Below are 26,644 nucleotides of genomic sequence, written 5' to 3'. Positions count from 1 at the left end.
ACCCCATGCGCTACACCATCATCCTTATCATCATCGTGCTCTCCGCGATCGGATACACCACCGACATCACCACCGGGATCTGCGTCCTGGTTGTCGCGGCCATCCTCGCGTACCTAACCTCGAGCGCAGTCAAGCCGGCGCCAGTCGCGCAGGTTCCGGAACAACCGCGCCAGCCAGAGCGGCCACGGATGGCGGACAATCCGCAAGAGCAGCACTGGCTCGACGCGCTCCACTACGGAATGGGCGCAAGCCAGATGTATTTCGATCCGGAGGCGCAGGAAGTCCACTGGGTGGCGATTCCGTTCGTGGACCTGATAAGGCATGCGGAAGATGCCCGCAAGCGCGCCACGGAGCCGCCTGCAGCTGCTGACGTCAGTGATCTGCGGGTGATGGTAAATGCGCCGCGCCATGCGGGTCGGGCGGCAATGTGGGACAGGCTGAAAGAGGAACTGGCAGCGGGCAAGATCGTCGTGCCAAAGCCGGTCATTGTCGGCGTCGACCTTGCGCAACCAGGTAGCGAACGCACGGTCATATGGCGTCTGGATCCGCCGCAGGCCGTATCCCGTCACGAAGCCAATGCACGTGCCAAGCGAGCCAGGCGCGAACAGCGCAAATTACAGGTAGCACTGGCATGACGCCCCATTACGAAGGCAAGGCTTTCAGTGCGGCAGTGAGGGCGGCCGGGGGGATCAGCTGCGCGTCGATATCGTCCGAGTTCGTGACCATGATCGCGCCAACCATCGTCCCGGACATTATTTTCCACCCGGGCGAGTTGGAGACGCGCTTTACCCCGAAGGGGATGGTCTACCGTGGCGAGCTGGTGGAAGACGCAGGCGCCGCTCACGCGATTCTGATGCAAGTATTGGGCGGTCGCCGCCAGTTGCCGCCACCGGTGTCGCCATCGAGTGGCAAGGTTCATCCGTCCGTGTGGGCAGATCCAGTCTTGAACCTGATGCGTGAAGCGCGCGACACCATGGTCGACTTCGGCCCGCGCGGTACCCAGTTCGAGGTGATCGCCGATATCGACAGGATCCTTGAGCAGGGCGTGACGCCAAGTCGCGAGCCCGAGCTGCAGGTGGAAATCAAGCGCTTGACCACCATGGCGAAGCAGAACAACGATGACGCCGATATGTACGCCCGGGCGTGGCAGCGCGAGATGGCCGGCTACCTGTTCCCGAAGGGCCACCACATTGACATGATGACGGTTTCGACCCAAAAGCTGATCGAGCGTTGCCGGGCGGCGGAGAAGCGCGTCAAGGCGCAGGAGAAGGGCGCGCCCGTCGAGGATGTCGCCGCGATCGGCGACGCAGCGCAGCCGGAGCACAGCGCGGCCACGTTCACGACACTCACGCCGCTGGCGATCCTGATCGACCAGCTGGAAGCGGCCGAGCACCCGGATCCGGGGCTGGACATGCTGATCGCGATGGAAATGGGCTGCAACATCGACTATGCACCGCTGCCGCGCTACACGCAATCGTTCGAGGCCGCGCTAACGTTGATCGAGCCAGGCAAGGATTATCAGATGGACTGTTTTGGCAGCGGCCCAAATGGCGCCACCTTCATATGCGTGGCTATGAAGTGGTGGCCCCGGCCGGATGACAAGAAGGACTGGCGTTCGGAGAGCGGCAACAAGCTCTCGCCAGCCCTGGCACTGTGCATCGCGGCCCTGAAGGTGCGATTGGCCCGATCGGAAGAGGGCGGTCCGGGCGTCAAGCGGAGCGCGGCATGAACGTCAGTGACTTGACCGGCGCATTGCTCGACTACTGGACCGGCCGGGCGGAAGGGATCCCGGCCGACCAGCTGCGCATCCAGCTTGTCCCGCGAACAACAGACCTGATCTGCGTGCACAGCCGCCGGGATCGGTACGCCCCATCGACCAACCCGGCGGCAGGATGGCCGATCATCGATCGACTTGGCGTCCGGATCGGGCCGTACCTGGGCGGCTGGGAAGCCTCCTACTGCGGCTGGCAGGCCGGCGCCACAGGTCTGGAAGCGGCCATGCGCACGTACGTGGCCAGCGTGTTCGGCGCCAGCGTTCCTGATGAAGTTTCGACAGGCGATGCGCCCCGGGTCGTGCTGTTCATCGGCGACGGGCTGGACACCATGCTCATGCGCGAGTTGGCCGCCGCGGGTCTGCATTTGGTCGGGCCGAACGATCAGACTTCCCTCATTACGGGCGAGCTGGGAAGGATCGACTGCGGAATCCACTTTATCGAGGCGCTGGAACTGGCGGCACCGATGCCGTACCAGATCGACGTGCTCAAGTCACTGAACCGCCGGAACGATGTCGCCAGTCTGAAGCGGCAAACGCGCGCGCGCGAGCACCGCACCCGGAAAGCCATCCCGAAGGGGCGCCGATAGCATGGACGAGAAGCCATCCACCTACGCGCTGTACCCTGGCTTGGTCTACAGCCAGAGCGACGGGCAACGCCACAGGATCCAGCGCAATGACCTGGCGCGCTTGTACGGCGTCAGGCTTGCAGACTGCATCACAATTGCCGAGGCCGATACGGCGAATCCGGGGCTACGCGGGCACGTCGCATACGCAGCTACCTTGATCGCCCTGCGGCCGCGCTCCGATGGCAATTACACGCTGCCGGCTCCCGGTGGGCTGCTGACCCAGCTGGCGGTCACAGTCGACGCGCTTGCCGGCGACGGCCAGTCCCAGATTGTCCGTGTAGCGCGGGGCCTGGAGCGCGATGTCGAAGAGTTGGCGGAATGGCCGAAGTGTCCGGCGCCATGCCCGGGGAATTCAGGGTGGCATGCAAATTCCTGCGCAGCAATGAACGTTTCAGCATGATGACCATGCGGGCGGTGCTGCTATGAACGACGTGATAATTCTCAACAGCGACTCGGATTTGGGAATCATGCATCAGCTGGGTGGGGCCGGTTTCAGTGTCGTCACCCCGGGCGACAATATAACCATGGACGGCGAGATCGGATGGGTTGATGGCGGTGCCCGCGTTATTTATATTGAGCCCCTACCGCTGGCGGGTGCCAGTGTTACCGTACGGCGCACGCGAGGAACCGATGGGGATGTATGCACGAACGATTGACAGGCGGTCGATAGTCGCGGATTATTAAGCAATATTGACAAAATTGGAACATCGATGCAGCCGATGATCGTTCAGGGTGACAAGACTTCCCATGGGGGCACCGTATTGCAAGGATCTCCATTTTCAGACACCCATGGGAAGCCGATCTCCCGAGTAGGCGACATGGTTGCGTGCCCAAAGTGTAAAGGCGCGTTTCCAATTGCGGAAGGCGATGCGTCGAACATCGTTGATGGGGCACCAGTGGCGTACCATGGATGCAAGACAGCTTGCGGGGCCACTTTAATAGCCGGGCAGATGTTTACCCAGACGCATCCGTCATCAGGCGCCGCACCGGGTGCTGGGGTCGGGGAAGACGAAAACGATGCTTTACAAGCGTTCGGGGCTGTCGGCGCCGGCATGGCAATCGCTTATGAAGAGGACGTCGCTGGCGAAGAGGGTCGGTTCAAGGGACGCTTTCAGTTAGTCGATATTGAGACAGGTGAACCCGTCAAGGGCCAGGCTGGCCAATACGGTCTCAGTGGCGACAAACTAGCGACCGTCACCACCGACGATGATGGCTACACAGCTTGGACCGAACGCGATGCCGCCGAAGCGCTCACGTTCCTGCTGGCGCAAGGAGAAAGCCCTTGAGCGCCGGCGGTATGTCGCCAGGCGGTACGACCACTGTCGTCAAGATCAATAAACCACTAATCGCCCCCCTCGATAAGAAAATACTCTGTGCTGCAATGTGCAAGTGCGATAAGGCCCCAACGATTGGCGTTGATGGACGGCAGCTCAAACAAAACTGTGTAGCGGCGTCATTCAAGGGACTGAATGGGGCGCTGGGAAACAGCCCGTATAAGCAGGAGATTAACTACAACATGACCAAGGTTCCACCCGAGCCAATTATGGACAGTACGATTCGGACATTGGGTCATAAATTTTTACCTGCCCATATTAAGAAGCACATGGGCGACTATTTTGTTAAAGGCACTGGACAGATCAGAAGGCCTGATATTGTTATCGTCCATGACTCTACCAAGCCGCCGACGCAGGATAACATCAAGCAGATCGTGGAAATGAAGTTCCCGCCTGATACTCTTTCAGTACCTCAAAAGCGCGCATATGAGACGATTGCAGGAGACCCGAACAAACTAACGAAGTTAGAGCCTGACGATTGTGACTGCGAAAAATCGAAGCCTGACGGAACGATGATTCCTGCAGAAAGGCTCGAACCAGCCAGTGAGGCAAGTAAAATACTTATGCGAATCCTTACACGCGGCAGGTCACGGGGAATCAGCCCATCGCCCGGCGGAGTTCCGGCTCCAGCCTTTTAAAGGAACAGCATGGAAAACAATTTCGATACAGCGGCACTACTGCGAGCCAATCCGGACGCTCTATTTCTGCCTGGTGCAATGCTGATGAAGTACGGTCCCCAAGATTATATCGGCGCCGCCTTCGCGGTTCGCGGCACCATCTATTTCGACGGGTCGCACACGCCCGAGGTACGTGCAGCGATTTGCAAGTGCTTTGAAGCATATGAGGCTGTTGCGAAGAAGCACCTTACGTGGCTGTGGCGCGCCGAGCCCCCCTCGGGGCCGGATCTTTTCGCCTACGCTAAAGCAAAGCCAATGAAGGTCATGATGGACGGCCTGAAAGCCAACGATGTGGTTAGCTTTGGGTATATCGGCGGCAAAAAGTCCGAAGATGCCAGCCCGTGGATGTTCCACGTCTTAGGTCTTCGCGAGTGGGAAGCAAAGATGGGAACTTGGGGTTTAGCAACCTTAACGTTTTCCTTTCCGCCGCTATTTGTAGAAGAAAATCCAACGGCGTTTCAGCGTCTTTTCGTTGAATTCGCCAAAACCTTGAAGGCTGTCCACGGATTTGGCGGGTATGCATTCAATCTATCCTTGGTGCGCGATGAGCCCAACGAGCCGACAGAAGCCTTTATGGCCGGCAAGATGAACGGCATTGACGTCGGCGATCCAGCCATTATTGGCGGCCGCGTCAAATATGGGATCAAGGACCACATCAAGACGGTCGGATGGCTCACCGCCATCAATCACAAGATGGTCGAAAAGGTCGGTGGACTGGCCACGCTGCACTCCGAACTGCCTGCGAGCTGGTTCGCCAAGTATGACTATGGCAGTGGTATTGTCATTCAATCCGGACCGAAGCCGGAAATTGTCCCTATCGAGGTGGACCCGCTCCCGGCAATTTATGTGTTGCCTAACATAGCACTGAAGGATGTGCGCATGACCGAGATCGGCGGCTTTCACTATGGGTCGAAAGATGGCGAGCCGCGACTGCGTGGAGCGGCAGCTGATGAATGGTTGCACCGATTCGACGTGCCCGAAGAGGACCTGATGAAGTACAGGGCAAAGCTGTTGGACGAAGCGAAGCTTACGCCGGCGACGACCCTGCCTGGCCGGCTCTAATCGGGCACGTAGGTGGAGTCGAGCACCCTCAAGGACCATTCCTGTTCGTATTTCGGCGCACCAGGGGCGTCATCCGGGTTTGCGTACGCGACGCCTCGCAGAAGCATCTTGCTGTTCCCGACCGCCAAGATGGCAGGGTCGAACAGTTCTGGCAGGATAGGGCGCATCTGTGAATCGTCGCCGATGGCATGCACCTTCATCCGCCGTCGCGTCTCTACCGTGGCGCATGTCATCACGCCGGCTTGGCCAGGGTCATTCTGGATCTCCCGGTCGGGGCGCCGGACCCCACGGTTATACAGGCGTTTTACGATCACTCTCATACGACAAGTATAGCCGGAGCCGTAACGAGCGCCGCACACGAGCCGGGGAAACCCAACTTTTTCACGTCCGGGAAATCGTGCGGGAAAATCCGCGCAATTTAGGCATGGCAAAACCCGCACGAATGGCCGTAAAATTCGCCTCAATTCGATAGTCTGAAAAACTGACTCTTGCGCGAAGAGCCCCAAAAAGGCACTTTCAAGAGCATCGAACGTTGATAGTCGGCTCTATCCAAAACCGTATGGGTGCATCGCACTCGCAACCGCGCAACCGGGTACGGCAGGGTCATTCAACAGTCCAACGCCTGCCGGATTCACCTCCGGCCGGCGGCGGACACCAAATTCCGGGCCACCTTCCAGATAGGATCGGGCACACAACGAAGCCAGCGAGACACCCGTCCGCTGGCTTTTTTCATGGCCGGGCAGCTGCGACCTTTCCAGCGCCGGCCCGACAAATCAAACACTTAGCCGGGCTGGTAAATCCGCGCACGCATCGAGCGGCGAGGAATTACCAGCGCGCACACGCGGAAACGAGAATGAGAACCACCAAAGTCACTATCAAGGCGTCGTCCCTGCCGATGGGCTCACCGCTGGGCATCATCATCCTCTTCGGCCTGCTGCTGGACCGCCTCGCGGCGCCTGGCTGGGTCTGGGGCGTGGTCGGCACCCTGGCGCTCGCGCTGGTCATAGAGTTCATCCGCCAGCGTACGGTGGGCCAAGAGCACGACGTGCCCGGCTTCGGGGAACTGAGCTGACATGAGCAGCCCGTGGCGCCTGCGCTGGCTCACGCGCGGCTGGCGCCACTCCAACTGCATCCTGTTCGCCATGGCGATCTGGGTGCGCCGGGCGGCCAACGGCAAACGCAACAATTACCTACTGCTGCGCCGCAGCCGGGTCCACTGGGGCGTGTTTCACATGCTGCACGGTCGGATCGGCACTCGCAGCGGGAAGTTCTACCTTGTCTCGTACAAGCCAGAAATTGCCGAAAAGCGCAATTTCGCACCAATTTTCAAGGGGCGTGTCGAGCGCGGCGACGCCGGGCCTGCCCCTCAACCAGTTCACCGTTGTGCTTGATCTTTCAGGCACTGGCCCCGGCGCAGCGATGCGTACGGGGCCTTCTAATTGGGACTCCGTGAAAACCACCCGCCAATGCCCGGTCAAGCCGGATTTTCAGCTGGAGCGCCGCTCGCCGCTGACGATCAACGACGCGCGCCACCCGCTGATGCCGTGGCTTGCCGCTGGCGAGGTGCCGGAGGATTACGAGGACAGGGAGTACGCGACCAACTGGGCACTGTCCCATCCCCCGGTCGAGTCGATCGGAACGTTACAAGCGCCGAGTCCGGCACCGGAAAGGCCGCGCCGCGACACCACCAAGAAAGTGTAGCAATCCATGGCAGCAGCAGAAAAAAAGACGATCGACTGGGACTTGGTCGAGGCCGACTGGCGCGCCGGTATCAAGACCAAGCAGCAGATGGCCGTGCAATACGACGTTTCGCGCGCGGCCATGGACAAGCGCTTCACGAAACTGGGCATCACGCGCCACCTGGGCGACAAGATCCGCCAGAAAACGCAGTCCATCGTCGATGCGGCCGCGATCCCGGCCGACGCGCCGCCGCTCGCACCAGGGCAGGAACGCGACATCATCGAGGCCAATGCCGCGATGCAGTCGAAGATCATCCTGGCGCACCGCATGGACATCCAGCGCTGCCGCAAGCTGTCAATGAGCCTGCTGAACGAATTGGAGATCCAGACCGACAACCAGGACCTGCTCGAGCAACTGGTGCAGCTGCTGGACGATCCGGACGCCAAGGGACCGAACAAGCGCCTCGAACTGCTCGAAAAGGTCATTTCGCTCAGTTCGCGCGCCGGCACCATGAAAACACTGGCCGATTCCCTGCGCGGCCTGATCGGCATGGAGCGCCAGGCGTTCGGGCTGGACGAAAGAGCCGATGACGAAGTCGGCAGCGGCGTGGAAGACGCGATCCGCCGCGTGATGGAAAAGAATGGCGACTAGCCAGTCCGACTACGATCGGACCGTCGCCGCAATCCGGGACGACATCCAGCTGCACTGCGAAACGCAGATGTACGTGCAGGACAAGGAGGGCAAGCGTGTCCTGTTCCGCTACAACCGGGCGCAGCGCTATATTCACGCCAAGATCGAAGAACAGCGCAAGCGCACCGGCAAGGTCCGCGCGATCATCTTGAAGGGCCGCCAGCAGGGCGCATCGACCTACATCGGCGCGCGCTTCTATTGCATCAGCAGCATCAATTACGGCCGCAACGCGTTCATCGTCGCCCACGAGCAGAAGGCGACGGACAACCTGTTCAAGATGGTGAAGCGGTATCACCTGCACAACTCGTTCGCGCCGGCCACGAGCGCCACGAACAGCAAGGAACTGGTCTTCAACCGCCTTGACGGGGGCTACAAGCTCGCGACGGCCGGTTCCAAGGACGTGGGCCGCTCTAACACCGCCCAGTTGCTCCACGCGTCTGAATTCGCGTTCTGGGACAACGCCACCATGCACATGGCGGGTCTGGGCAACATCATTTCGGACCTGCCCGGTACCGAGATCATCATCGAGTCGACCGCTAACGGCATCGGCGGCTCCTATCACCAGATGTGGCAGGACGCCGAAGCGGGCAAGGGCGAGTACATCGCCATCTTCGTGCCCTGGTTCTGGCAGGACGAATACCGCGCCGCCGTGCCCGACAACCTTGCGCTGACGGCCGATGATCGCAAGTACATGGAGGTCTACGGGCTCGACATGGAGCAAATGGCCTGGCGCGCCAACAAGATCATCGTCTACGGGCAGGACATGGCGTGGCTGTTCGATCAGGAATACCCGGCCACGGCCGCCCTGGCGTTCAAGTCGGCCACCACCGACCCGCTGATCAACCCGACCAACATCATGGCGGCGATCAACAACAGCTACCGCGACATGAGCGGGCCGCTGATCATCGGCTGCGATCCGGCCGAATACGGGCCGGACAGGACCGCGATCGCGTTTCGCCGCGGCCGCGTCGTGTACCGCCTTGAGACGCACGAAAAGATGGGGCCGATGGAAGTGGCCGGCAAGCTGGCCGCCTACTGGCGCGAATTCCAGCCCGACGGCATGCTGATCGACAAGATCGGCATTGGCAGCGGGATTGTGGACCGCCTCAAGGAACTGAACATCCCGGTCATCGGCGTCAACAGCGCCTCCCGGGCCGAGGACCACGAGACGTACGCCAACAAGCGTGCGGAGATGTGGTACCGGATGAAAAAATGGGTCGAGGACTACCCGTGCCGGCTGCCGAACAACGCGGCGATGACGGCCGACATGTCCGCGCCCAAGTACAAGACGAGCTCGAACGGCCGCAAGCTGATCGAATCGAAGGAAGAAATGGCCAAGCGCCAAGTCAGGTCCCCCGACCTGGCCGACGCGATCGCGCTCACCTTCGCCGAGCACATTGCGCCCAGGAGCGCCGTGTTCGACGCTCGCGGCGACCACTCGAACTACAAAGCGGCGACCAGCGCGGGATATTGACGCGTCGCCCCATCAACAACTAGCCACCCCTTGCGGTGGCTTTTTTTATGAGCAACCACATGACAGACACCACCGCAGCGGAAGACGGCCAGCTAGGCGCGATGGCGCAGGCCATGCTCAAGGCGCAGTCCGTCTCCGATCGCGAGGCCGAGCAGCGCGAATACGAGCAGGCCGCTACCGAAGCGCTGATGTCCGAGGAACCTGGCGCGCCGGCGTTCCGCACGCTGGCCAGTCTTGGCTCCGTGTGGCTGGCCGAGTTCAGCCAGGCCGAGCAGGATCGCCGCACCACGGAAACGCGCTGGTTGCAGGACCTGCGCCAGTACCGGGGCAAGTACGACCCGGACGTGCTGGCGAACATGGATGTGAACCGCTCCATGGCGTTCGTGCGCAAGACGCGCGTCAAGGTCAAGACGGTTAATTCGCGCGTCTTCGACCTGCTGTTTCCGGCCAACGCGGACCGCAACTGGTCGATCGAGCCGACACCGGTGCCGACCGTGGCGCCGGAGCTGGAAGAAAAGATCACGGCCGAGCTGGGGAAGCTCCTGCAGCGCGCGCCGGAGCCGGACGAGATCAAGCAGGCGGTCAAGCACATGGTCGACACGGCCGCGAAAGCCATGTCGAAAGTGATCGACGACCAGCTGACCGAGTCGCGCTACAAGAAGGCCGCGCGTGCCGTGATCCATTCCGGGCACCTGTACGGTACCGGGATTCTCAAGGCGCCGCTAATCGAGCGCAAGGTGCGCACGCGCTTCGTGCTCCGTGGGGGCAAGTGGGTATCGATTACCGAGTCGTATGTCGTGCCGTTCGTCGATTCCGTGCCCCTATGGCGCTTTTTCCCGGACATGAGTGCAACCGAGCTGGAAAACTGCCGCTACGTCTACGAGCGCCACGTCCTGTCCAAGGCGGCCACGCTGGCCCTGGCCGAGCGCAAGAGCTTTGATTCGGCCAAGATCCGCGAATACGTGGTGACCAACCCGGATGGCTCGCAGCAGCGCAAGTACTACGAGGAAGAGCTGCGCCAGGTGGGCGAGCGCAGCGTCATGCCGGTTACCGACGGCCAGTACGAGATCCTTGAACGGTGGGGCTGGGTCGATGCAGTCCAGTTGGCCGCCTGCGGCGTCACAGTGCCGCAAGAGCGCATGCACGAGACGTTCTTTGCCAATGTGTGGCTGCTGCCGAACGGCGAAGTGGTGCGCGCGTCCCTGCAACCGATCAACGGCGTCACCTGGCCCTACCACCTGTATTACTTCGACAAGGACGAGACGTCTATTTTCGGCGAAGGCCTGGCCACCATCATGCGCGACGATCAGACAATGATCAATGCCGGCGTGCGGATGATCCTCGACAACGCCGCGCTGACCGCAGGGCCGCAGCTGGAGGTCAACATGGACCTGATGGCGCCGTCGGAAAAGGCCGACCGCATGCACCCATTCAAGATCTGGGCGCGCAACGGCAAGGAGCCATCGGCACAGGCCATTCGGGTACTGGATATCCCGGGCAAGCTCGAAGAACTGTATCCGATCGTCGAAATGTTTGAGTCAAACGCCGACGAAGTCACGGCCGTGCCGCGTTTCATGGGCGGTGAGAACCCGACCCAAGGGGCGGCCGGCACCGCGTCGGGCCTGTCCATGCTGATGGGTAACACGTCGGTGGTGATGAAGGACCTGATCACCGGCTACGACGAGGGCATCACGAGCCCGTTTATCAGCGCCTTGTACTGCTGGAACATGCAGTTCAACAAGGACAACGCCATCAAGGGCGACTACAACATCAAGGCGCGCGGATCCGCCTCCCTGGTTGCGAAAGAGATCCGTGCCCAGCAGCTGGACGCGTTCTCGGCCCAGACCGCGAACCCGATGGACGCGCCGTTCATCAAGCGCGAGAAACTGCTGCGCCAGCGCGCCGAGGCGCACGACCTGGTTGATGTGGTCAAGACCGAGGAAGAGGTCGCGGCCGAGCAGAACAACGACATGGCCAAGCAGCAGCAGCAGCTCGCCCAGCAGCAGCAAGAGCTGGACATTAAGATGCGCATGGCCACCCTGGATAAGCTGACGGCCGAAGTGCAAAAGGTGCTGGCCGAGGCGCGGGTCAAGACGGCCGAAGCGGTTGCCAAGAACGTTGCTGCGGTCTATGCAGCGACACAGGCAAGCGGCGTGGCCGCAACCAACGCCACCATTGCCCCCGGCGCCGACGAGATCCTGAAATCGTCGGGGTGGAAGGATGCGGATGCGCCGGCCGGGATGCCGCAGGCGCCCGAAGGGGCCGTGGAAGCGGCAACGCCCGACAACGCCCTGCCAACGCCTGTACCAGGCGCAGCGCCGATGCCTGAGCAGCCGAGCGCCGCCATGCCGGCGATGGCCGGACCGGAGCAGGGCATGCAGGCCGGCATCGAGACGGCGGGGATTGACTGATGCAGACCCGCGCCCAGCTCAACGCGGCGACCACTGAGGCGCTGACCGAAGTGCAGTTCCATCGCGGTTCGACGCTCTATATGGCGTTCATCGCCCTGCTCGACAGCGTCGACGCCCAGCACCTTGAAACGCTGGCCGCCGCCAAGCCTGACGCCGTGGAGAAGGTGCAAGGCGCGCTGGCGCAGGTCCGGGCGCTGCGCAAGGCACTGGTGACCACCGGCGCGAACAGCTCCCCGATCGGGTAGCCCAACGATTCTTTGACCCCTGAGCGATCAGGACAGCCAAAGCCACTCCTCACCGGGTGGCTTTTTTTATAAGCCAACCACAGGAGATCCCCCATGGCGACTATTACCGACGAGAGCACCAAGAAAGACGCAGCCGAATTCGAGGCGGGCTATGCCGAAGAGCAAAAACGCCCTGAACAAACCGAAGAAGAGGCGTTCGGCCTGGACCCGAAAGAAGTTCCTGCCGCCGGCGAGCCGACCGGCGCAGCTGCCACGGTAAGCATCGACATGGACAAGGCCGACGCGGACAGCGCAGCCGCTGACCCGGCCGCTGAAGGAGCCCCAGCCGACGAAGCCGGCGCACCAGCTGCGGAAGCTGCTCCGGCGCTGGACGTGGAAAAAGAAACCCAGCGTCTCAAGTCCTGGGAGGGCCGCTTGAAGGCCCAGCAAGCCGAACTGGACACCAAAAAGGCCGCCGGCGCCGCACCTGGCGACGCCGACGCCGACCCGGACGCCGATGCCCCGGCCGCAGTCGACGCTGCGGGCGAAGGTGACAGCGCCGGCGAGGGCGGCGAAGGCGACGACGCCGACCTGAAGGCGCTTACCGAAGACTTCGGCGCCGAATTCGTCGATCTGCTGGTGAAGGTCATTACCAAGATCGCTTCCAAGTCGGCCGCAACCGTAGCCGGCGAGCATGGTGCGCCGTACCGCAAGGATATCGACGCGATCATCGCCGACATCAACAACGAAAAGCAGCGCGCCCACTTCGAGAAGATCGCGGACGCGCATCCGGATTTCAACGACGTCGCCGGTTCCGGCGAGTTCAAGGCCTGGGTAGCGGGCATGGACGAAGCCGACAAGGCCGAAGCCGAGCGCGTCGCCAGTGCCGGCACCGCCAAGGAAATCATTGCCCTGCTCAAGCGCTACAAGGCCACCAAGGCCAGTGGTGATGAGGACATGGATTTCGCCATGGACCAGGCCGAGGGTGTGCGCTCGACGGGCGGCATCAAGCTGCCCGATTCGCCGACCTCGTCGGACGACTACGAGAAGGCGTGGAACGACAACTAATTTAAAGCCGTACCTGCATCTGCGCAGCTGATCGCAGATCGCCTCCCCGCCAGCGTCATCGGCGGGGACCACAGGAACACAACCATAGCGCAGCCACGGCTGCATACGACTGGTTTCCGAATTTCATGGTGTGAACGGACAGGCCGAGGCCCCCGATCCCGCGCTGAATCGACTGTGTACCCAACTTTTCAATTCGATTTTGCACCCATTTTTTTAAGGAATTTTCCATGTCCGTTTTCGGCGATATCTCCCCGCGTACCGCAGCGCACGCTGCTAAAGAACTGCTCAAGCGCGGCTTGCCGTACCTGATCCTCGAAAAGTTTGGCCAGAATAAGCCCCTGCCAGGCAACTCGAGCAAAACCGTCAAATTCCGCCGCTACAACGCGCTGGATGCGACCCCGACCGCTCTGTCCGAGGGCGTTACCCCGGCGTCGCAGGCCCTGACCGTTACCGACGTGACGGCCAACCTGCAACAGTACGGCAGCCGGATCCAGATCACTGACGTGATCATCGACACGCACGAGGACCCAGTCCTGAACGAGTCGGTCACGTTGCTGGGTGAGCAGGCCGCCCAGATGATCGAAAAGATGCGCTACGGCGTGCTCAAGGCTGGCACCAACGTGATCTACGCCAACGGCGCGCTGCGCACTGCCGTCAACACCACGCTAACCATCGCGGTGCAGCGCAAGGCGACCCGTTCGCTGAAACGCCAGAACGGCCGTCCCATCACCAACGTGGTCAAGTCGACCCCGGCATGGGGCACCGAGACGGTGGCGCCGGGCTTCATCGGCCTGTGCCACCCGGATCTGGAAAGCGACATCCGCAACATGATCGGTTTCGTGCCGGCCGAGAAGTACGGTTCGATGACGCCGTTCGAGAACGAGCTGGGCAAGGTTGAAGACGTGCGCTACCTGACGTCGACCATCTTCGATGCGTTCCTCGATGGCGGCGGCGCCAAGGGCTTGATGCTGTCGAACAGCGGTGTCAATGCCGACGTGTACCCGGTGCTGTACATCGCTGCGAACTCGTACGGCATCGTCCCGCTCAAGGGCATGCACGCCGTCACCCCGATGGTGGTCAACCCGAAACCGTCGGACAGCGATCCGATGGGCCAGCGCGGCCACGCGGCATGGAAGTCCATGCAAACCGCTGTGATCCTCAATGACGCCTGGATGGTCCGCGTCGAGGTAGCGGCAACCGCGTAATGCGGTAGCAGCACCCAGTTGAAGGCCCGCCCCAGTGGTGGGCCTTCTTCGTTTCCCAACCCAATTTCAGGAGTACCCGCACCATGAGCAAAAAAGACAACAGCCAGATTTCCACCCTGGATGACGCGCCGGACGTCGATCAGGCAGCCTCCGTCGTCGCGCACGTCGTCAAGGGCAATTCCCACGACGACGCCCTGAGCGGCGACAAGGTGAACATCATCATCCACGAGCAGGAAGGCGAAATGGGCCGCGAAGCCGTGTTCGTCAGCGTCAACGGCGTGGCCTACCAGATCCCGCGCGGCCAGGTGTGCGCCGTACCGGTCGAAATCCTGCACGTGCTGGACAACAGCGTGCAGAAGATTTTCGAGTCGCTGCCAAACGGCGAGACGCGCGAGCGCTCGCTGCGCCGCTTCAACCACCAGAACCACGGCGCCGCGTAATAAACGCCCCCGCCGGCCCGCAGCTGGTCCACCCACTTACCGGAGCGCGCAATGCCTTCAATTCTTGTCAAGGACGCGATGTTTCGCGTCTCCACGCAGCTTCAGGACATGGCGCCCCAGTACGTACGGTGGGCCGAGCGCGAGCTGGTCATGTGGTTCAACGATGGCCAGCGCGCGATCGCCAAGTACCTGGCGTCGTCGTGCGCCCGGGTTGACGCCGTCAAGCTGAAACCCGGCACCAAGCAGTCGATCGAGCAGATCGCGGCCGGTGACGTCAAGCCGGGCGACGGATCGGCAGCGGCCGCCGTGCGCGGCAACTTCCTGAACGACGTGGTGCGCAACATGGGCGCCGATGGCCTCACGGCTGGCCGCGCGGTGCGCACCGTGCAGCGCGAGATGCTGGACGCCCAGGATCCCGACTGGCACACCCGCGCCGGATCCGGCAAGGTCGACCAGTTCGTCTACGACCCGCGCGCCCCGAAAGTGTTTTACGTCACGCCTGCAGTCGGCGCGACGCCCACGTGGGTCGAGATCTCCTATATCGCCGATCCGCTCGACATTCCCAACACCGGCATCCCCGGCGCCGAGCTGTACAAGTGGAACGGCGCCAGCGTGGCCGTCCTGTCGGTCGACGACAAATTCATCGACGACCTGGTGAATTACGTCCTGGCGCGCGCCTACATGAAGGATGCCGATTTCGCGGTATCCCAGCCGAACGTGATTGCCTACACCTCGATGTTTCTCAGTTCAATCAACGCCCAGGCGCAGGCCATTACGGGCAACAACCCGAACCTGACCGCACTGCCTTTCGCGGCCCAGTCCCAGATCCCCGCAGCGACCCGATAAGCCATGACGACATCCATTGACGTTTTCCTACCCCATGTCCTGCCATCCGTGATCGGGTGCCCGGACTTTTCCGCCCGCAGCGCCATCGTCGAAGCCGCCATCAAGTTCTGCGAAGCGTCGCACGGGTGGACTGAGACGCTGGACCTGCTCTACATGAGCAACGGGACCCACTCTTATGAGCTGGACTTGCCCAAGGACACCCGCGCGGTGATGATCAAGAACGTCTGGGCGGCCAAGGGCGAGCTCATCGGTAAGAACATGACCGAGATCGCGGCCAATATTCCCGATTGGCAGACCGCGCGCGGCACCCCGCGCTTCTTCAACCAGCTCAACTGGGAGGAAATGCGGGTCTACCCGACACCGAACAATCCGACGGCGGCCGCCCTGACCGTGCGCGCCGCCCTGGCGCCAAAGCGCACCGCCTCGACGTTCCCCGACTCGTTCGCCGACCGCAATTTTCAGGCGATCGTCTCGGGCGCGCTATGGAAACTGTTGGTGGTGCCGGGCCAGGCCTGGAGCAACGCGCCCCTTGCGGCCTACCATCTGGGCGAATTTAACGCCGCAGTGGCGACCGCCAAGGTTGAAATGTTCCACGATCGTGTTCAAGGCAACGCGCGCGTGGCCCCACGCCGCTTCGCTTGAGGATCCCATGAGTGAAAAAATCAAACTGGTTGCCGGCGACACGCGCCCGCAACTGGTGTTTTCCATTACCGACGACAACACCAAGTTGCCCATCGACCTGTCCAACGCGGCCACGGTCGTGGTCCTCAAGTTCCGCCAGGTGGGATCCACCGAAGTCAAAGCGACGATGGCCTGCGGCAAGCTGGCCGGGAAGCTCAACGGCGACGGCACTGTCGACTACACCGCGCCCTACAACGGTCTTGGTGTCGGCGGGCGCGCCTACATGAACTGGTCTGCCACCGCGCTCGACACCGAGGGCGAGTATGAAGGCGAGATTGAAATCACCTTCGAGGACGGCGGCAAGCAGACCATTTTCGAGGCGCTGAAGTTCAAGGTGCGGAGCCAGTACTAAATGGCGCTGACGCTCACCTTCATCCACCCGGCGCTGGAAGTGTCGGTCATGGATGCGCAGGCCACCAGCACCTACGTGCAGCCGACGGTGGGCGTCGCCGCCGTCCTGATGGCGGTCAGCGCCTATACGAACGCGCGCCCAATGAATTTCGAATACTTCGACGCCGTCAATGCGACCGACCTGGCCACGATCGCGGTGGGCAAGGCGCTGGCCGACGCCGGTGCGGCCGCAGACGCGGCACTGCAGCTGATCGTGGGCAAGGCTTTGCAGGACACGGCGGCCGGATCCGATGTGATGAGCCGCGTCGCCCAGTTCTACCGGACCTTCGCCGACAGCGCGACCTCGACGGCCTCAGCCTCCATACGCATGACCGACTACGCGGACCTGACCTATTTTGAAGCCGATTACGTCGGCACCTCCATTACCTTCTAAGGGGAACACATGCTTTTCAAAGACCGGCCACAGGCGCGCGGCGCGCTCGAAATCACCTTGTTCGATGAACACGGCAATGTGAAGGAATCGCGGTCCATCAACAACCTTCTGGTGACGACGGGCCTGAACTGGATGGCGGCCCGCTTCGTCGGCACGCCGACGGCCATGAGCCACATGGCCGTCGGATCGGGGGCCGTCGCGCCTGCACTGGGGAATGCCGCGCTCGGGGCTGAGCTGGGCCGCGCCGCGCTGGCCTCCCAGACGTCGAACAACAACGTTGCCACCTACTCGGCCACGTTCGCCGCCGGCGTCGGTACGGGCGCGCTGACCGAAGCGGGCATCTTCAACGCTGGCGCGGGCGGCACCATGCTCAACCGTGCGACGTTCGCCGTGGTCAACAAGGGCGCGCTGGACACGATGCAGATCGTCTGGACCGTCACCCAGAACTGATAGGACACCATGACGATCACTACTCGAGCAGGGAAGGGCGCGCCGCTCACCAATACGGAGCTCGACACCAACTTCACGGACCTGCGCGACCTGAAAGCACCACTGGCAGGGCCTACGCTAACCGGCGTCGTGACCATTACGGACGCGGTAACAGGCGTCCTGCTGCTTAATACAACGTCGTCGTCCACGTCGGCGCGCAACTTCGGGTTCGGCCAGCTCACCAGCTACGGCACCCTGGATCTCAAGATCAGCGCCGCGCAAAATGGGGCGCCTGCTAGCGGTGCGTCGATTGCTTCGTTCTCAGCGGCCGCCGCGATCCTGCCTGCCCGGGTCGTGGTAGGCACATCCACCGACAACGGAGTCGACAAGCTGCAAGTCGCTGGCACCGTGAGCGCCCAGGACACCATCAGCGCCACAAAAACAGCCGCAGGCACAACGAGCGAAGTGTTGAGCCTCAAGAACGCCGGCACGGGCGCGAATACGAAAGCTGAAGTCGCCTTCTATGCGGCAGGCACCAAGTACGCCGGCATCACTGGCGGCTACGGTGCAAGTGCACCTGAGATTAACGTGGCTGTCTCTGGGGCGACTGTCGCCACATTCAATTCAGCATGCTTTGTCTCAAACAAGCCGATCGGTGTGGGTGTCACTCCTGACCCTTGGCAGTCCGGTACTCAAGCCCTGCAAGGCACGGGTGGTAGCCTTTGGTTCCGCAGTATTGCGAACGGCATGCACCTGATGGCTAATGCCTATCATGATGGCGCTGCGTACAAATATTCTGGTGCGGCCAAAGCATCCCAGTATATGCAGCAAGACGGCGCTCATTACTGGGCAGTGAACAACACGGCCGGCACCGGCGGCACCGCGATCACCTTTAACACTGCGATGACTCTCTCGAACACCGGCTATCTTGGTTTGGGGACGAGTGGTTACACGTTGGGTTCGGATCTCCAACTGGGCCGTGTGTTCAGTCTTGCACAAGATATCAACTCGGGGTACCTGGGCGCCGGCTGGTTGGGCGTTGCCCCTGTCTACGCTGTGACAGGCAATTTCGCAACCCGCATGCACTTCGATAGCGCGCTGGGCGGCATGTACTGGTTGAATGCTGTTGCGGGCACGGCCGGGGCCGCAGTGACCTTTACGGAGCGTATGCGCCTGACCAACACGGGCAATCTGCTCGTGGGAACCGCGAGCGATAACGGCGTCAACAAATTACAAGTGGCCGGCTCTGCGGTGGCCTACGGCAATATCAGCATCAATGCTGGTAATGATTTTGGCTTTACATTGAACGGTGGCATGTCGATCACTCGTAAAGTCGGGGATTCTCTGGGATTTAGCACAGGTAGCACGGAACGCATGCAGATTGCTGCTGCTGGTAATGTGCTGATCAACAAGACCGCAGTTTACGCGGGGGCTCGCTTATCTGTTGATAATCTCAACGGCGGGGCGGCTACAGCTGCTGCTGGTTGGGTCACCGGGGATTTCGGTGGGTCTGGTGCCGCTGCAAACCGTGTTGTTATCGGTGCTTACGCCAACAAGGCAATCATTGGCGCCCACAATTCTGATCTTACTGCGTGGGCCTCGCTGTACCTCAATGACGGTGGTGGTAATGTCATTCTTGGTAGCGGCGCGGATAACGGCGTGGATAAGCTGCAAGTGAATGGTTCAGTAAAGGTTAACAGTGATCTGAAAGCTGTGAGTACAGCTATCCCTATTAACATCATTGCGGACGGAAACGGCAGCGGAGCTAGTGGTGGTTCCGCACTCGTTTGCCGTACAACAGGCAACTCTACGATTGCCATGGGTAACAAGTCTGCATTGTTGGGTGGCGCTTATGATGCTACTCCAATGATTTATGGCAACGGCCCCATCAGCACCAATGTGAGCATGACTGTAGGTGGCTCGGTGTACTCGGCTTCGAGTCTGTTTTTGTCTTCGTATGGCGGTAACTACACTCTCGAAAACATTACGACTATCCCGCACTATGGCATTACGTGGCAAGTCCTTACGTCTACAGCTGCACAAGGTGCAGCTGCGATTGTGTCTGGCTACGGTGGTGTGATCCTGGGTACTGGTGGTGCCGAGCGCATGCGTATGGACAACGCCGGAAATCTGCTGGTTGGGTCAACGAGTGGCACATGTCACTCCATCAAGAAATCTGTGACAACTGGCTCCGGTATCCTTATTCTCGGTGCTGGAGTCGGTGGGGACATGGCCGCGTTCTACGCATGCGATTCGTTCAGCTGGAACGGTGCATCTTCCGGTATGGTCCTTGGCAAAATGAATAGCACAGGTCGTTCGTTCAATGCTGCTGGCACCATCAACGCCAGCGGCGCCGACTATGCCGAGTACATGGTCAAGGCCGATGGCGTTGGCGATATCGCAAAGGGCGCCGTAGTCGGTATCGATGCTGACGGCAAAGTCACCGACCGCTGGCTCGACGCGGTGTCGTTCATGGTCAAGACCACGAATCCTTCGTACGTCGGTGGCGATACCTGGGGCATCGGCCTCAAAGGTGACGAACTGGAAGCCGCGCGCGCCAAGGTAGACCGCATTGCCTATGCTGGTCAGGTTCCAGTCAACGTGCTGGGCGCCAAACCCGGGCAATTCATCGTTCCGGTGCAGTGCGGCGCCGGCATTGGCGGTATCGCCGTCGCAAACGCGGCATTGAGCCTCGGCCAGTATCTGGCGGCCGTCGGCATCGTGCAAAACATTCTTCCGGACGGCCGCGCGAACATCCGCGTCAAGGTCGCCTAACCGATCACCGCTAACCGAGGACTCACCATGCCTGACTACAAACAGACCATCATTGCCGGCGAGCAGTGGAATCGCTTTTCTCGCATCGTCATCGACAATCCGCGCAACATCGCGCCAACCGTGCTGTGCGTCGAGCAGGAAGTGATCGCGCTCGAAAACGGAGAGGTCGTTCGCGATATCGGCAACCTGAATTTCCCATTCGACCCGGCTACCCAGTTCGACATCATCGACCCCGCCACCAACGTGCCGACCGGGCAGAAGGCATACGGGGGCCAGGTGTATGCGCTGGTCTACAGCTATGTGATGGCCGAAGCGGCCAAGCGCGACCTCGCCAACGCGCAAGCGGAAGCTGACGCTATCGCCGCTACTACCGCAATCGCAGCTGCGGAAGCCGCCGCTGCTGCGCAATTGACGCCGCCGCCCTGACCGGTGACGCATCACCCCGATTGTCAATCTCCCGCTTCGGCGGGTTTGTTTTTTTAGGGAGCCATATGGCCGAACCAGTACTAACCCTCGCCGCGGTCTTCACCGCCGTCGGCAAAGCCGCGATTGCCTGTTTGCCCGGGGCGGCCGGCGCGGCAGTCTCGCTCAAGTTTCTGGGCGACAACCTAACCATGTCGCAGAAGCTGATCTCGTTCATGGTCGGCTTCGCCTGCGCCGTGTTCATCGGGCCGGCCGTCGTCGATTTCTTCCACATGACCGGTCCCCGCGTCCAAACGGGTATCGAATTTCTCATCGGTCTGTTCGCGCTGGCCACCTGCCGCGAGCTTTTCACCGAGATCAACAACGCCGACATCATCGGCGCGTTGAAACGTCGTTATCTGGGAGGTGGCCAATGATCGTCAAGATAGTTTCTGCGGCCGTGCTGGCCGTCTGCGTGTGGGGCGTGCTTGATCGCAGGATCCAGACTCGGACGGCCGGCACCGTGGCCCTCTCTCTTATCGGTTTGCTCGCCCTGGTGAACTTCCTATGATGACCCTCGCACAACTGGTCAAGATCATGCCCTACGCCCGTTCGCGGGCCGGACTGTTCATCGACCACCTCAATGCCGCGATGACGGAATTCGAGATCAACACGAAGTCGCGCGTCGCGTCGTTCCTGTCGCAGGTGGCCAAGGAATCTGGACAGCTGCAGTATGTGCGCGAGCTAGCGTCCGGCGAGGCCTACGACACGGGCTCGCTGGCGGTCCGGCTCGGCAATACACCCGAAGCCGACGGCGACGGCCAGCGCTGGAAGGGCCACGGCCTGATTCAGGTGACGGGGCTGGGCAACCACGCCGCCTGCGCCAAATATTTCGGCCTGCCTCTCAACCAGATCGCCGCCTGGCTGGAAACGCCCGTCGGCGCTTGCCGGTCCGCCGGCTGGTTCTGGAAGACGAAAGGCCTGAACCAGCTGGCCGACGCCGGCGATCAGCGCGCGGTAACAAAGCGGGTCAACGGCGGCTATAACGGGCTGGCCGAGCGCCTGGCCGTGTTCGAGGTCGCCATGCGGGTGCTGCCGTGATCGGGCTGCTCGACCCGCGCCTGTGGCTTGCCCTGGTACTGGTGGCCGCGGTGTCGTTCTTCGGCGGCGAATGGCACGAGCAGCGCGTCAGCACCGCCCGCATGGACCTGGCCGACGGGCTGGCCAAGGCGGCGCTGCGCGAGGCCACTGGGCGTGCGAAGACGGCCGAAATGCTCCTGGCCGGCACCCATTCAACCATTGATGCAGAACGAATAAAGGAAAAGGAAGATGCGAAAACTACCATCGACGCTTTGCGCGCTGATGTGCAGCGCGGCACTGTCAGCCTGTCAATCGCCACCCGTGCGATTCGTGCAGCCCCCGCCGGTCAAGATCCCGGAACTCGGTATGTCGAAACGCGAGCCGAACTTGTGCCGCAGGCTGCTATCGACCTTATCGACATCGCCGCCGACGGCGACAACGCGGTGCGGGACCTCAACGCCTGTATTGACAAGTACGACGCCGTAAGGCGCACGCTGAACCCGTAAGCCAATCCGAGCCCGCCCACCAGCGGGCTTTTCTCATTCTGGGCGCCATGATTTCTATTTCCAACTTCGGCGGCATGATGCCGCGCCGCAATCCTGCGCTGCTGCCTGATACCCTCGCCCAGGTGGCGCGCAACTGCAAGCTCTGGCACGGCGACCTGCGCCCGCTCAAGGCGACGCTGCAAGTGGTCACCCCGGCCGCGATCGGCGCGACCATCAAGACGATCCACCGGATCGGCATGGCGCTGCCCGAGCATCAATACTGGATGGCGTGGTCGACCGACGTCGACGTCGTGCGCGGCATGATCGCGGCCGACACGTCCGAGCGCACCTACTTCACCGGAAACGGCCTGCCCAAGGTCACGAACCTGCAAATGGCCACACAGGGCGGCGCCAGCTACCCCGTCAACTCCTACACCCTCGGCGTGCCCGCGCCGGTCCAGGCGCCCACGTGCGTGCCGAGCAGTATCGTCGCGCCTGTGGAAACCCGCGTCTACATCTACACCTACGTGACCGCGTGGGGCGAGGAAGGCTCGGCGTCGCCTCCCACCAAGATCTCCGTGTCGGAGGCCGGCACCGTGCAACTGGGCCTGCTGGTCACGGCGCCGGGCGGCAATCACAACATCGTCGCCAAACGGATCTACCGCAGCGTGCAGACCGCCACCGGCACTGCCATCTACCAGCTGGTGGCCGAGATCCCCGACGCCAACGTCACTTACAACGACATCAAGACCGCGATCCAGTTGGGCGAGGAAGTCACGACGCTGTCGTACGCCATGCCGCCTGCCGCCCTCAAGGGCCTGACCGCGCTGCCGAACGGGATCATGGCCGGCTTTGACGGCTATGACCTGTATTTCTGCGAGCCGTTCCTGCCGTACGCCTGGCCGGAAAAGTACCGCCTCACTACCGATTACCCAATCATCGGGCTCGGCGTATTCGGATCAAGCCTGCTGGTGTGCACGCAGGGATCTCCCTACCTTGTCACCGGGGTGCATCCGGACAGCATGAGCATGGAGCGCATCGAGCTCGACCAGTCGTGCGTTTCCAAGCGCTCGATCGTGTCGATCGGCGGCGGCGTCATGTATGCCTCTCCGGACGGGCTGATGTACGTGGGCGCCGGCGGCTCGCGCAATGTCACCGACGCTCTATATACCCGCGAAGAATGGCAGGCGCTCAACCCGGCGACCATCGACGGCTATTTCCACGACGGTAAGTACATTGCCCTGTACGCCGGCGGCGGCTTCATCCTCAATTCGATCGAGGATGCCAGCCTGACCATGTTCGACGAGGCCGTCACGGCCGGCTACGCGGATACGGTCAGCGACGCGCTCTACCTGGCGATCGGCGGCAACATCGCCAAGTTCAATGCCGGCGTGGACAAAACGTACACCTGGCGCTCGAAGAAGTTCCAGTTCTCGGCCCGCACGGGCCCGGGCTGCGCGCGCGTCGAGGCCGACACCTACCCCGTCACTTTCAATATGTACGCCGACGGCGTGCTGAAACATACCCAACCCGTCCTCGACGACAACGTGTTCCGGCTGCCTGCGGGCTACCGGCCGCGCGAAATCGAGCTTGAACTTACCGGCACCGGCGTGGTGCGCATGCTCGCCATCGCCGATCGCCCTGCGGAGCTGAAAATTGGATAAACCAGATAAATACCCGAGCATTCCCGCCATTTCGTCGCGCGTGCCGAACGAGATCGGTTCGCTGCTGCGCCCGATGCGCGAGATCCTGACCGCCTTCACGGCGGGCAATAACAAAATTGCCCGCATGGGCGACCTGCAATCGATCGCGCTGCCCGATTTCGGCGACCTGGGCGGCGCCTGGTTCAAGGATGGGACCGATTCAACCGTCCCGCCGATGCCCACCGGGCTGTCGATCGATGGCGCCCTGGCCAACATCATGCTCTCGTGGGAAGCGACCACCTACGGCAACCTGTCACACACGGAAGTGTGGCGCGCGCAGACCAATGATTTCAGCCTGGCGCAGCTTATCGGGCGTGGCGCCGGGCGCGTCTACGTCGACAACGTGGGTGGCGCGGCCGTTCGCTACTACTGGATTCGCTACGTGTCGCGCGCGAACATTCCCGGCCCGTTCAACCTGCAGGCGGGCACGATGGGCGCCACCGGCACCGATCCGGCCTACATGATGCAACTGCTGCTCAACAAGCTCGGCTATGATCAGTTCGACAGTGCCGCTGGCGTGTTCCCGGTTCGCACCGAAACGGCGCTGCCCGTGCTGCCGCACGCGAAATATCCGCCCGGCGTGCTGGTCTACCTGACCACCGACCAGAAGATCTACCGCAACGCGGCGAACGTATGGACGTCGGCCGTGGGCGCGGCCGACATCACCGGGCAGCTCGCCAACGCCCAGATTGCCGCCTTGGCGGCGAGCAAGATCACCGGCCAGCTTACCGACGCCCAGGTGGCCGCGATCGCCGCGGCGAAGGTCACGGGCCAGATCGTCGGCACCCAGATCAGCGACGGGTCCATTTCAACGGCCAAAATCGTCGCCGGCGCCATCACGGCCGCCCAGATCGCCGCGGACACCATCACCGCCGCCCAGATAGCCGCCGGCGCCATTACCACGGTGGAGATCGCGGCCGGCGCCATCACGACCGCCAAAATTGCCGCTGGCAACGTCACTGCGACCGAGCTGGCGGCCGGATCCGTCATCGCTGGCAAGATCGCGGCGCAGGCCGTCACGGCGAACGAGCTGGCGGCCAACGCCATCATTGCCGGCAAGATCGCGGCCGGCGCCATCGTGGCCGGCGACGGCGTCATTGCCAACGCCGCCATCGGAACCGCCCACATCATTGACGGCACCATCACCAACGTCAAGATCGGTAACGCGGCCGTGGACAACGCGAAAATTGCCAACCTCGACGCCGGCAAGATCACAACCGGCTACATGGACGCCGCGCGCATTCTGGCCGGCTCCATCGACGCCAAGATCGCCAATCTTGACGCGGCCGTCATCAACTCCGGCTTTATCAATTCGGCGCGCATCAACACGGCCTCGATCGCCAACGCGATGATTTCCAACGCGCAGATTGTCAACGGGTCGATCGGAAGCGCCCAGATCGCCAATGCCGCCATCACACTGGCCAAGATCGACACGGCCAGCATCACCAGCTTGTCCGCCCTGAGCGCGACGATCGGGCTCATGAAGAGCTCGAATAACCCGGAGCACTCGGAAATGGACAACAACGGCTTCCGGGCCTACGACGCCAACGGCACATTGCGCGTGCGCGGGGGGGTCTGGTAATGCCGGCCGGCTTTCAGTGCTTCAACGCAAGCGGCGTCTTGACGTTCGAGGCACTTGACTACATCGGCCGCGTGCTGGGCCGTATTGCGATAGTCGGCGCCAATGGCCCGGGGTCGATCGTCGACGCCGGGTTGCTGGCCGGTACACCGTTCGGCATTTTTTTCCTGACGTCCGTCAGTACCGGTCTGAACACGTACAAGACGGTCACGATCACCATCAACGGGTCCACGCTCAGCTGGACCTTCGTCGATGGTTCCACGGCCGGCAATTCGCCTGACGGCTTCATCATTTACGGACTCAAATAATGCCAGCAGGATTTCAGGTCATCGGGGAGCACGGGAGCACCCAGATCGACGACACCTATTTCAACTTCGCGTGCGTGGCGAAGGGCACGATCAACATGCCGGCATCGGCGAACAGTTCGGTCAATCTGTACGGACTCACGCCCGTCACGCTGACCATGGACGGCACCTACCCGATGTTGTTCATCGCCCCGAAGAACACGGTGGCCTGCGTCAGTCGGGTTGCGGCGACGGGCGCCAGTCATGAATTCACGATTCATGGCGGGTTGACGGAGGCGGGGCAACCACTGGCCGAGTCGTTCTCGTGGTTCCTGTTCGACCGTCCGCCGCCACCGGTGCTGCATGGCAGTGGCCTTCAGGTATTCAATGCCGCAGCGCAATGCACCTTCGACTCGAATTACCCGCCGATGCGCATTGCGGGGTTGCTGACGGTGCCGACGGGGTTGGCCGATGCCTCAATGACGCTGGCGTCGGGCGACTACGCTTGCGGTCTAGGGCAGGGGCGCCGGGGCCGGACGCCAAATAACGTGACAACCGGGGCGACGCTGATCGACGCTTTCAAAATCACGCCCACGCAGGTCAAGCTGAGCTTGAAATACCTGCTGTTCGGCGGCCCCAGCAACGGCTCCACCTACACGAACGGCGGAGGTGGCCAGGCGCTGGTGATTGACGTCAGCCGCCTGTAATGCTCGGGGTGGGCGCCACGGACGGTCCGCGCGTGGGCTTGAAGCACGTGCCGGGGAAGTCGCACACCTTGTCTCGGTCTTTCTGGCGCTCGGCGTTGTTGCGGTCGGCAACCGCCCATTGCTCGGGGGTCATTGGGGCACATCCAGGCAGGGAGCCAATCACCAGTAAAACCAATAGAATTTTGCGCATGTCGAACCTTTCTCACTCAGCGGAAAGGCAATTA

35 protein-coding genes are annotated in these 26,644 nt (G+C 61.9%); 33 read left to right on the top strand and 2 right to left on the bottom strand.

Annotated features, from left to right (window positions below):
• The first annotated feature begins 5 nt into the window (after window positions 1-5).
• From ACP7BV_RS20405 to ACP7BV_RS20370, 8 genes are read left to right on the top strand one after another with little or no spacing between them, the layout of a single operon-like run.
• Window positions 6-635 carry a hypothetical protein gene (locus ACP7BV_RS20405; protein WP_426106395.1) on the top strand — a complete coding sequence of 210 codons (630 nt, stop codon included), beginning with the start codon at window positions 6-8 and terminating at the stop codon, window positions 633-635.
• Window positions 632-1,729, top strand: a complete 1,098-nt coding sequence (locus ACP7BV_RS20400; protein ID WP_426106393.1) for a hypothetical protein — start codon at window positions 632-634, stop codon at window positions 1,727-1,729. Before ACP7BV_RS20405 ends, ACP7BV_RS20400 begins: the two co-directional genes overlap by 4 nt.
• On the top strand, window positions 1,726-2,361 hold the full coding sequence (locus ACP7BV_RS20395; RefSeq protein WP_426106391.1) for a phage protein NinX family protein: 636 nt from the start codon (window positions 1,726-1,728) through the stop codon (window positions 2,359-2,361). Before ACP7BV_RS20400 ends, ACP7BV_RS20395 begins: the two co-directional genes overlap by 4 nt.
• Window position 2,362: 1 nt before the next feature.
• The gene (locus ACP7BV_RS20390; protein WP_426106390.1) at window positions 2,363-2,800 is read left to right on the top strand and encodes a hypothetical protein; all 438 of its coding nucleotides are present in this window, start codon (window positions 2,363-2,365) and stop codon (window positions 2,798-2,800) included.
• A 22-nt stretch (window positions 2,801-2,822) separates the two neighbouring features.
• Window positions 2,823-3,056 (top strand): hypothetical protein, encoded by a 234-nt coding sequence (locus ACP7BV_RS20385; protein ID WP_426106388.1) that lies wholly within the window; start codon window positions 2,823-2,825, stop codon window positions 3,054-3,056.
• A 54-nt stretch (window positions 3,057-3,110) separates the two neighbouring features.
• Window positions 3,111-3,686, top strand: coding sequence for a PAAR domain-containing protein (locus ACP7BV_RS20380; protein ID WP_426106387.1), 576 nt, complete (start codon window positions 3,111-3,113; stop codon window positions 3,684-3,686).
• Window positions 3,683-4,372 carry a VRR-NUC domain-containing protein gene (locus ACP7BV_RS20375; RefSeq protein ID WP_426106386.1) on the top strand — a complete coding sequence of 230 codons (690 nt, stop codon included), beginning with the start codon at window positions 3,683-3,685 and terminating at the stop codon, window positions 4,370-4,372. Before ACP7BV_RS20380 ends, ACP7BV_RS20375 begins: the two co-directional genes overlap by 4 nt.
• A 9-nt stretch (window positions 4,373-4,381) precedes the next feature.
• Window positions 4,382-5,473, top strand: coding sequence for a type VI immunity family protein (locus ACP7BV_RS20370; protein WP_426106384.1), 1,092 nt, complete (start codon window positions 4,382-4,384; stop codon window positions 5,471-5,473).
• Here the strand turns inward: ACP7BV_RS20370 and ACP7BV_RS20365 are convergent.
• Window positions 5,470-5,793 carry a hypothetical protein gene (locus ACP7BV_RS20365; RefSeq protein ID WP_426106383.1) on the bottom strand — a complete coding sequence of 108 codons (324 nt, stop codon included), beginning with the start codon at window positions 5,791-5,793 and terminating at the stop codon, window positions 5,470-5,472. The genes ACP7BV_RS20370 and ACP7BV_RS20365 overlap by 4 nt on opposite strands.
• A gap of 533 nt (window positions 5,794-6,326) precedes the next feature.
• Here ACP7BV_RS20365 and ACP7BV_RS20360 point away from each other — a divergent pair.
• From ACP7BV_RS20360 to ACP7BV_RS20240, 25 genes are all read left to right on the top strand, one after another.
• Complete coding sequence (locus tag ACP7BV_RS20360) at window positions 6,327-6,545, top strand: hypothetical protein (protein ID WP_426106382.1); 219 nt, start codon at window positions 6,327-6,329, stop codon at window positions 6,543-6,545.
• A 1-nt stretch (window position 6,546) separates the two neighbouring features.
• Window positions 6,547-6,864 carry a hypothetical protein gene (locus ACP7BV_RS20355; protein ID WP_426106381.1) on the top strand — a complete coding sequence of 106 codons (318 nt, stop codon included), beginning with the start codon at window positions 6,547-6,549 and terminating at the stop codon, window positions 6,862-6,864.
• Window positions 6,865-6,922: 58 nt separating this feature from the next.
• Complete coding sequence (locus tag ACP7BV_RS20350) at window positions 6,923-7,174, top strand: hypothetical protein (RefSeq protein ID WP_426106380.1); 252 nt, start codon at window positions 6,923-6,925, stop codon at window positions 7,172-7,174.
• Window positions 7,175-7,180: 6 nt separating this feature from the next.
• The gene (locus ACP7BV_RS20345) at window positions 7,181-7,804 is read left to right on the top strand and encodes a hypothetical protein (RefSeq protein ID WP_426106379.1); all 624 of its coding nucleotides are present in this window, start codon (window positions 7,181-7,183) and stop codon (window positions 7,802-7,804) included.
• Window positions 7,794-9,317 (top strand): hypothetical protein, encoded by a 1,524-nt coding sequence (locus ACP7BV_RS20340; protein WP_426106377.1) that lies wholly within the window; start codon window positions 7,794-7,796, stop codon window positions 9,315-9,317. Before ACP7BV_RS20345 ends, ACP7BV_RS20340 begins: the two co-directional genes overlap by 11 nt.
• Window positions 9,318-9,376: 59 nt before the next feature.
• On the top strand, window positions 9,377-11,728 hold the full coding sequence (locus tag ACP7BV_RS20335) for a portal protein (RefSeq protein WP_426106376.1): 2,352 nt from the start codon (window positions 9,377-9,379) through the stop codon (window positions 11,726-11,728).
• On the top strand, window positions 11,728-11,973 hold the full coding sequence (locus ACP7BV_RS20330; protein ID WP_426106375.1) for a hypothetical protein: 246 nt from the start codon (window positions 11,728-11,730) through the stop codon (window positions 11,971-11,973). The genes ACP7BV_RS20335 and ACP7BV_RS20330 overlap by 1 nt, the downstream gene beginning before the upstream one ends.
• A 93-nt stretch (window positions 11,974-12,066) precedes the next feature.
• Window positions 12,067-13,020 (top strand): hypothetical protein, encoded by a 954-nt coding sequence (locus ACP7BV_RS20325; protein ID WP_426106373.1) that lies wholly within the window; start codon window positions 12,067-12,069, stop codon window positions 13,018-13,020.
• Window positions 13,021-13,247: 227 nt separating this feature from the next.
• Window positions 13,248-14,225 carry a N4-gp56 family major capsid protein gene (locus tag ACP7BV_RS20320; protein WP_426106371.1) on the top strand — a complete coding sequence of 326 codons (978 nt, stop codon included), beginning with the start codon at window positions 13,248-13,250 and terminating at the stop codon, window positions 14,223-14,225.
• A gap of 83 nt (window positions 14,226-14,308) precedes the next feature.
• Entirely contained in the window at window positions 14,309-14,665 is a 357-nt protein-coding gene (locus ACP7BV_RS20315; RefSeq protein ID WP_426106370.1) for a hypothetical protein, read from the top strand.
• 51 nt (window positions 14,666-14,716) lie between these two features.
• A complete protein-coding gene (locus ACP7BV_RS20310; RefSeq protein ID WP_426106369.1) occupies window positions 14,717-15,511 on the top strand; it encodes a DUF6682 family protein in 795 nt (264 codons plus the stop codon).
• 3 nt (window positions 15,512-15,514) lie between these two features.
• The gene (locus ACP7BV_RS20305; RefSeq protein ID WP_426106368.1) at window positions 15,515-16,153 is read left to right on the top strand and encodes a hypothetical protein; all 639 of its coding nucleotides are present in this window, start codon (window positions 15,515-15,517) and stop codon (window positions 16,151-16,153) included.
• 7 nt (window positions 16,154-16,160) lie between these two features.
• Window positions 16,161-16,544: a hypothetical protein gene (locus tag ACP7BV_RS20300; protein ID WP_426106367.1), complete on the top strand. Its 384-nt coding sequence runs from the start codon at window positions 16,161-16,163 to the stop codon at window positions 16,542-16,544.
• The gene (locus tag ACP7BV_RS20295; RefSeq protein ID WP_426106366.1) at window positions 16,545-16,976 is read left to right on the top strand and encodes a hypothetical protein; all 432 of its coding nucleotides are present in this window, start codon (window positions 16,545-16,547) and stop codon (window positions 16,974-16,976) included.
• Between the two features lie 9 nt (window positions 16,977-16,985).
• Window positions 16,986-17,426, top strand: coding sequence for a hypothetical protein (locus tag ACP7BV_RS20290; RefSeq protein WP_426106365.1), 441 nt, complete (start codon window positions 16,986-16,988; stop codon window positions 17,424-17,426).
• 9 nt (window positions 17,427-17,435) lie between these two features.
• A complete protein-coding gene (locus ACP7BV_RS20285) occupies window positions 17,436-20,180 on the top strand; it encodes a hypothetical protein (RefSeq protein ID WP_426106363.1) in 2,745 nt (914 codons plus the stop codon).
• A 27-nt stretch (window positions 20,181-20,207) separates the two neighbouring features.
• Window positions 20,208-20,606, top strand: a complete 399-nt coding sequence (locus tag ACP7BV_RS20280; protein ID WP_426106362.1) for a hypothetical protein — start codon at window positions 20,208-20,210, stop codon at window positions 20,604-20,606.
• 65 nt (window positions 20,607-20,671) lie between these two features.
• The gene (locus tag ACP7BV_RS20275; RefSeq protein ID WP_426106361.1) at window positions 20,672-21,019 is read left to right on the top strand and encodes a holin; all 348 of its coding nucleotides are present in this window, start codon (window positions 20,672-20,674) and stop codon (window positions 21,017-21,019) included.
• Window positions 21,016-21,153 (top strand): hypothetical protein, encoded by a 138-nt coding sequence (locus tag ACP7BV_RS20270; RefSeq protein ID WP_426106360.1) that lies wholly within the window; start codon window positions 21,016-21,018, stop codon window positions 21,151-21,153. The genes ACP7BV_RS20275 and ACP7BV_RS20270 overlap by 4 nt, the downstream gene beginning before the upstream one ends.
• The gene (locus tag ACP7BV_RS20265; protein WP_426106359.1) at window positions 21,150-21,683 is read left to right on the top strand and encodes a glycoside hydrolase family 19 protein; all 534 of its coding nucleotides are present in this window, start codon (window positions 21,150-21,152) and stop codon (window positions 21,681-21,683) included. Before ACP7BV_RS20270 ends, ACP7BV_RS20265 begins: the two co-directional genes overlap by 4 nt.
• On the top strand, window positions 21,680-22,168 hold the full coding sequence (locus tag ACP7BV_RS20260) for a lysis system i-spanin subunit Rz (RefSeq protein WP_426106357.1): 489 nt from the start codon (window positions 21,680-21,682) through the stop codon (window positions 22,166-22,168). The genes ACP7BV_RS20265 and ACP7BV_RS20260 overlap by 4 nt, the downstream gene beginning before the upstream one ends.
• Before the next feature lie 47 nt (window positions 22,169-22,215).
• A complete protein-coding gene (locus ACP7BV_RS20255) occupies window positions 22,216-23,811 on the top strand; it encodes a hypothetical protein (protein ID WP_426106356.1) in 1,596 nt (531 codons plus the stop codon).
• Window positions 23,804-25,432 (top strand): hypothetical protein, encoded by a 1,629-nt coding sequence (locus ACP7BV_RS20250; protein WP_426106354.1) that lies wholly within the window; start codon window positions 23,804-23,806, stop codon window positions 25,430-25,432. The genes ACP7BV_RS20255 and ACP7BV_RS20250 overlap by 8 nt, the downstream gene beginning before the upstream one ends.
• Window positions 25,432-25,737: a hypothetical protein gene (locus ACP7BV_RS20245; protein WP_426106352.1), complete on the top strand. Its 306-nt coding sequence runs from the start codon at window positions 25,432-25,434 to the stop codon at window positions 25,735-25,737. Before ACP7BV_RS20250 ends, ACP7BV_RS20245 begins: the two co-directional genes overlap by 1 nt.
• A complete protein-coding gene (locus ACP7BV_RS20240; RefSeq protein ID WP_426106351.1) occupies window positions 25,737-26,420 on the top strand; it encodes a hypothetical protein in 684 nt (227 codons plus the stop codon). Before ACP7BV_RS20245 ends, ACP7BV_RS20240 begins: the two co-directional genes overlap by 1 nt.
• Here the strand turns inward: ACP7BV_RS20240 and ACP7BV_RS20235 are convergent.
• Entirely contained in the window at window positions 26,407-26,553 is a 147-nt protein-coding gene (locus ACP7BV_RS20235) for a hypothetical protein (RefSeq protein WP_426106349.1), read from the bottom strand. The two genes, ACP7BV_RS20240 and ACP7BV_RS20235, sit on opposite strands and share 14 nt — an antisense overlap.
• Between the last annotated feature and the right edge of the window lie 91 nt (window positions 26,554-26,644).

Origin of the sequence: Massilia sp. TSP1-1-2, from assembly GCF_049896185.1 — a bacterium.
In the GTDB taxonomy this organism is placed as follows: domain Bacteria; phylum Pseudomonadota; class Gammaproteobacteria; order Burkholderiales; family Burkholderiaceae_D; genus Telluria_A.
Note: the sequence above shows the minus strand (reverse complement) of the source record. Positions and strands in the feature narration are given on the sequence as shown.

Excerpts from the sequence above, each read along its gene's own strand:
- ACP7BV_RS20285 (WP_426106363.1), top strand. The coding sequence starts at position 17,436 with ATGACGATCACTACTCGAGCAGGGAAGGGCGCGCCGCTCACCAATACG.
- ACP7BV_RS20315 (WP_426106370.1), top strand. The coding sequence starts at position 14,309 with ATGAGCAAAAAAGACAACAGCCAGATTTCCACCCTGGATGACGCGCCG.
- ACP7BV_RS20310 (WP_426106369.1), top strand. The coding sequence starts at position 14,717 with ATGCCTTCAATTCTTGTCAAGGACGCGATGTTTCGCGTCTCCACGCAG.
- ACP7BV_RS20355 (WP_426106381.1), top strand. The coding sequence starts at position 6,547 with ATGAGCAGCCCGTGGCGCCTGCGCTGGCTCACGCGCGGCTGGCGCCAC.
- ACP7BV_RS20265 (WP_426106359.1), top strand. The coding sequence starts at position 21,150 with ATGATGACCCTCGCACAACTGGTCAAGATCATGCCCTACGCCCGTTCG.
- ACP7BV_RS20325 (WP_426106373.1), top strand. The coding sequence starts at position 12,067 with ATGGCGACTATTACCGACGAGAGCACCAAGAAAGACGCAGCCGAATTC.
- ACP7BV_RS20275 (WP_426106361.1), top strand. The coding sequence starts at position 20,672 with ATGGCCGAACCAGTACTAACCCTCGCCGCGGTCTTCACCGCCGTCGGC.
- ACP7BV_RS20280 (WP_426106362.1), top strand. The coding sequence starts at position 20,208 with ATGCCTGACTACAAACAGACCATCATTGCCGGCGAGCAGTGGAATCGC.
- ACP7BV_RS20235 (WP_426106349.1), bottom strand. The coding sequence starts at position 26,553 with ATGACCCCCGAGCAATGGGCGGTTGCCGACCGCAACAACGCCGAGCGC.
- ACP7BV_RS20300 (WP_426106367.1), top strand. The coding sequence starts at position 16,161 with ATGAGTGAAAAAATCAAACTGGTTGCCGGCGACACGCGCCCGCAACTG.
- ACP7BV_RS20385 (WP_426106388.1), top strand. The coding sequence starts at position 2,823 with ATGAACGACGTGATAATTCTCAACAGCGACTCGGATTTGGGAATCATG.
- ACP7BV_RS20340 (WP_426106377.1), top strand. The coding sequence starts at position 7,794 with ATGGCGACTAGCCAGTCCGACTACGATCGGACCGTCGCCGCAATCCGG.
- ACP7BV_RS20305 (WP_426106368.1), top strand. The coding sequence starts at position 15,515 with ATGACGACATCCATTGACGTTTTCCTACCCCATGTCCTGCCATCCGTG.
- ACP7BV_RS20270 (WP_426106360.1), top strand. The coding sequence starts at position 21,016 with ATGATCGTCAAGATAGTTTCTGCGGCCGTGCTGGCCGTCTGCGTGTGG.
- ACP7BV_RS20380 (WP_426106387.1), top strand. The coding sequence starts at position 3,111 with ATGCAGCCGATGATCGTTCAGGGTGACAAGACTTCCCATGGGGGCACC.
- ACP7BV_RS20365 (WP_426106383.1), bottom strand. The coding sequence starts at position 5,793 with ATGAGAGTGATCGTAAAACGCCTGTATAACCGTGGGGTCCGGCGCCCC.
- ACP7BV_RS20295 (WP_426106366.1), top strand. The coding sequence starts at position 16,545 with ATGGCGCTGACGCTCACCTTCATCCACCCGGCGCTGGAAGTGTCGGTC.
- ACP7BV_RS20390 (WP_426106390.1), top strand. The coding sequence starts at position 2,363 with ATGGACGAGAAGCCATCCACCTACGCGCTGTACCCTGGCTTGGTCTAC.
- ACP7BV_RS20405 (WP_426106395.1), top strand. The coding sequence starts at position 6 with ATGCGCTACACCATCATCCTTATCATCATCGTGCTCTCCGCGATCGGA.
- ACP7BV_RS20400 (WP_426106393.1), top strand. The coding sequence starts at position 632 with ATGACGCCCCATTACGAAGGCAAGGCTTTCAGTGCGGCAGTGAGGGCG.
- ACP7BV_RS20320 (WP_426106371.1), top strand. The coding sequence starts at position 13,248 with ATGTCCGTTTTCGGCGATATCTCCCCGCGTACCGCAGCGCACGCTGCT.
- ACP7BV_RS20255 (WP_426106356.1), top strand. The coding sequence starts at position 22,216 with ATGATTTCTATTTCCAACTTCGGCGGCATGATGCCGCGCCGCAATCCT.
- ACP7BV_RS20345 (WP_426106379.1), top strand. The coding sequence starts at position 7,181 with ATGGCAGCAGCAGAAAAAAAGACGATCGACTGGGACTTGGTCGAGGCC.
- ACP7BV_RS20360 (WP_426106382.1), top strand. The coding sequence starts at position 6,327 with ATGAGAACCACCAAAGTCACTATCAAGGCGTCGTCCCTGCCGATGGGC.
- ACP7BV_RS20330 (WP_426106375.1), top strand. The coding sequence starts at position 11,728 with ATGCAGACCCGCGCCCAGCTCAACGCGGCGACCACTGAGGCGCTGACC.
- ACP7BV_RS20245 (WP_426106352.1), top strand. The coding sequence starts at position 25,432 with ATGCCGGCCGGCTTTCAGTGCTTCAACGCAAGCGGCGTCTTGACGTTC.
- ACP7BV_RS20370 (WP_426106384.1), top strand. The coding sequence starts at position 4,382 with ATGGAAAACAATTTCGATACAGCGGCACTACTGCGAGCCAATCCGGAC.
- ACP7BV_RS20335 (WP_426106376.1), top strand. The coding sequence starts at position 9,377 with ATGACAGACACCACCGCAGCGGAAGACGGCCAGCTAGGCGCGATGGCG.
- ACP7BV_RS20290 (WP_426106365.1), top strand. The coding sequence starts at position 16,986 with ATGCTTTTCAAAGACCGGCCACAGGCGCGCGGCGCGCTCGAAATCACC.
- ACP7BV_RS20240 (WP_426106351.1), top strand. The coding sequence starts at position 25,737 with ATGCCAGCAGGATTTCAGGTCATCGGGGAGCACGGGAGCACCCAGATC.
- ACP7BV_RS20395 (WP_426106391.1), top strand. The coding sequence starts at position 1,726 with ATGAACGTCAGTGACTTGACCGGCGCATTGCTCGACTACTGGACCGGC.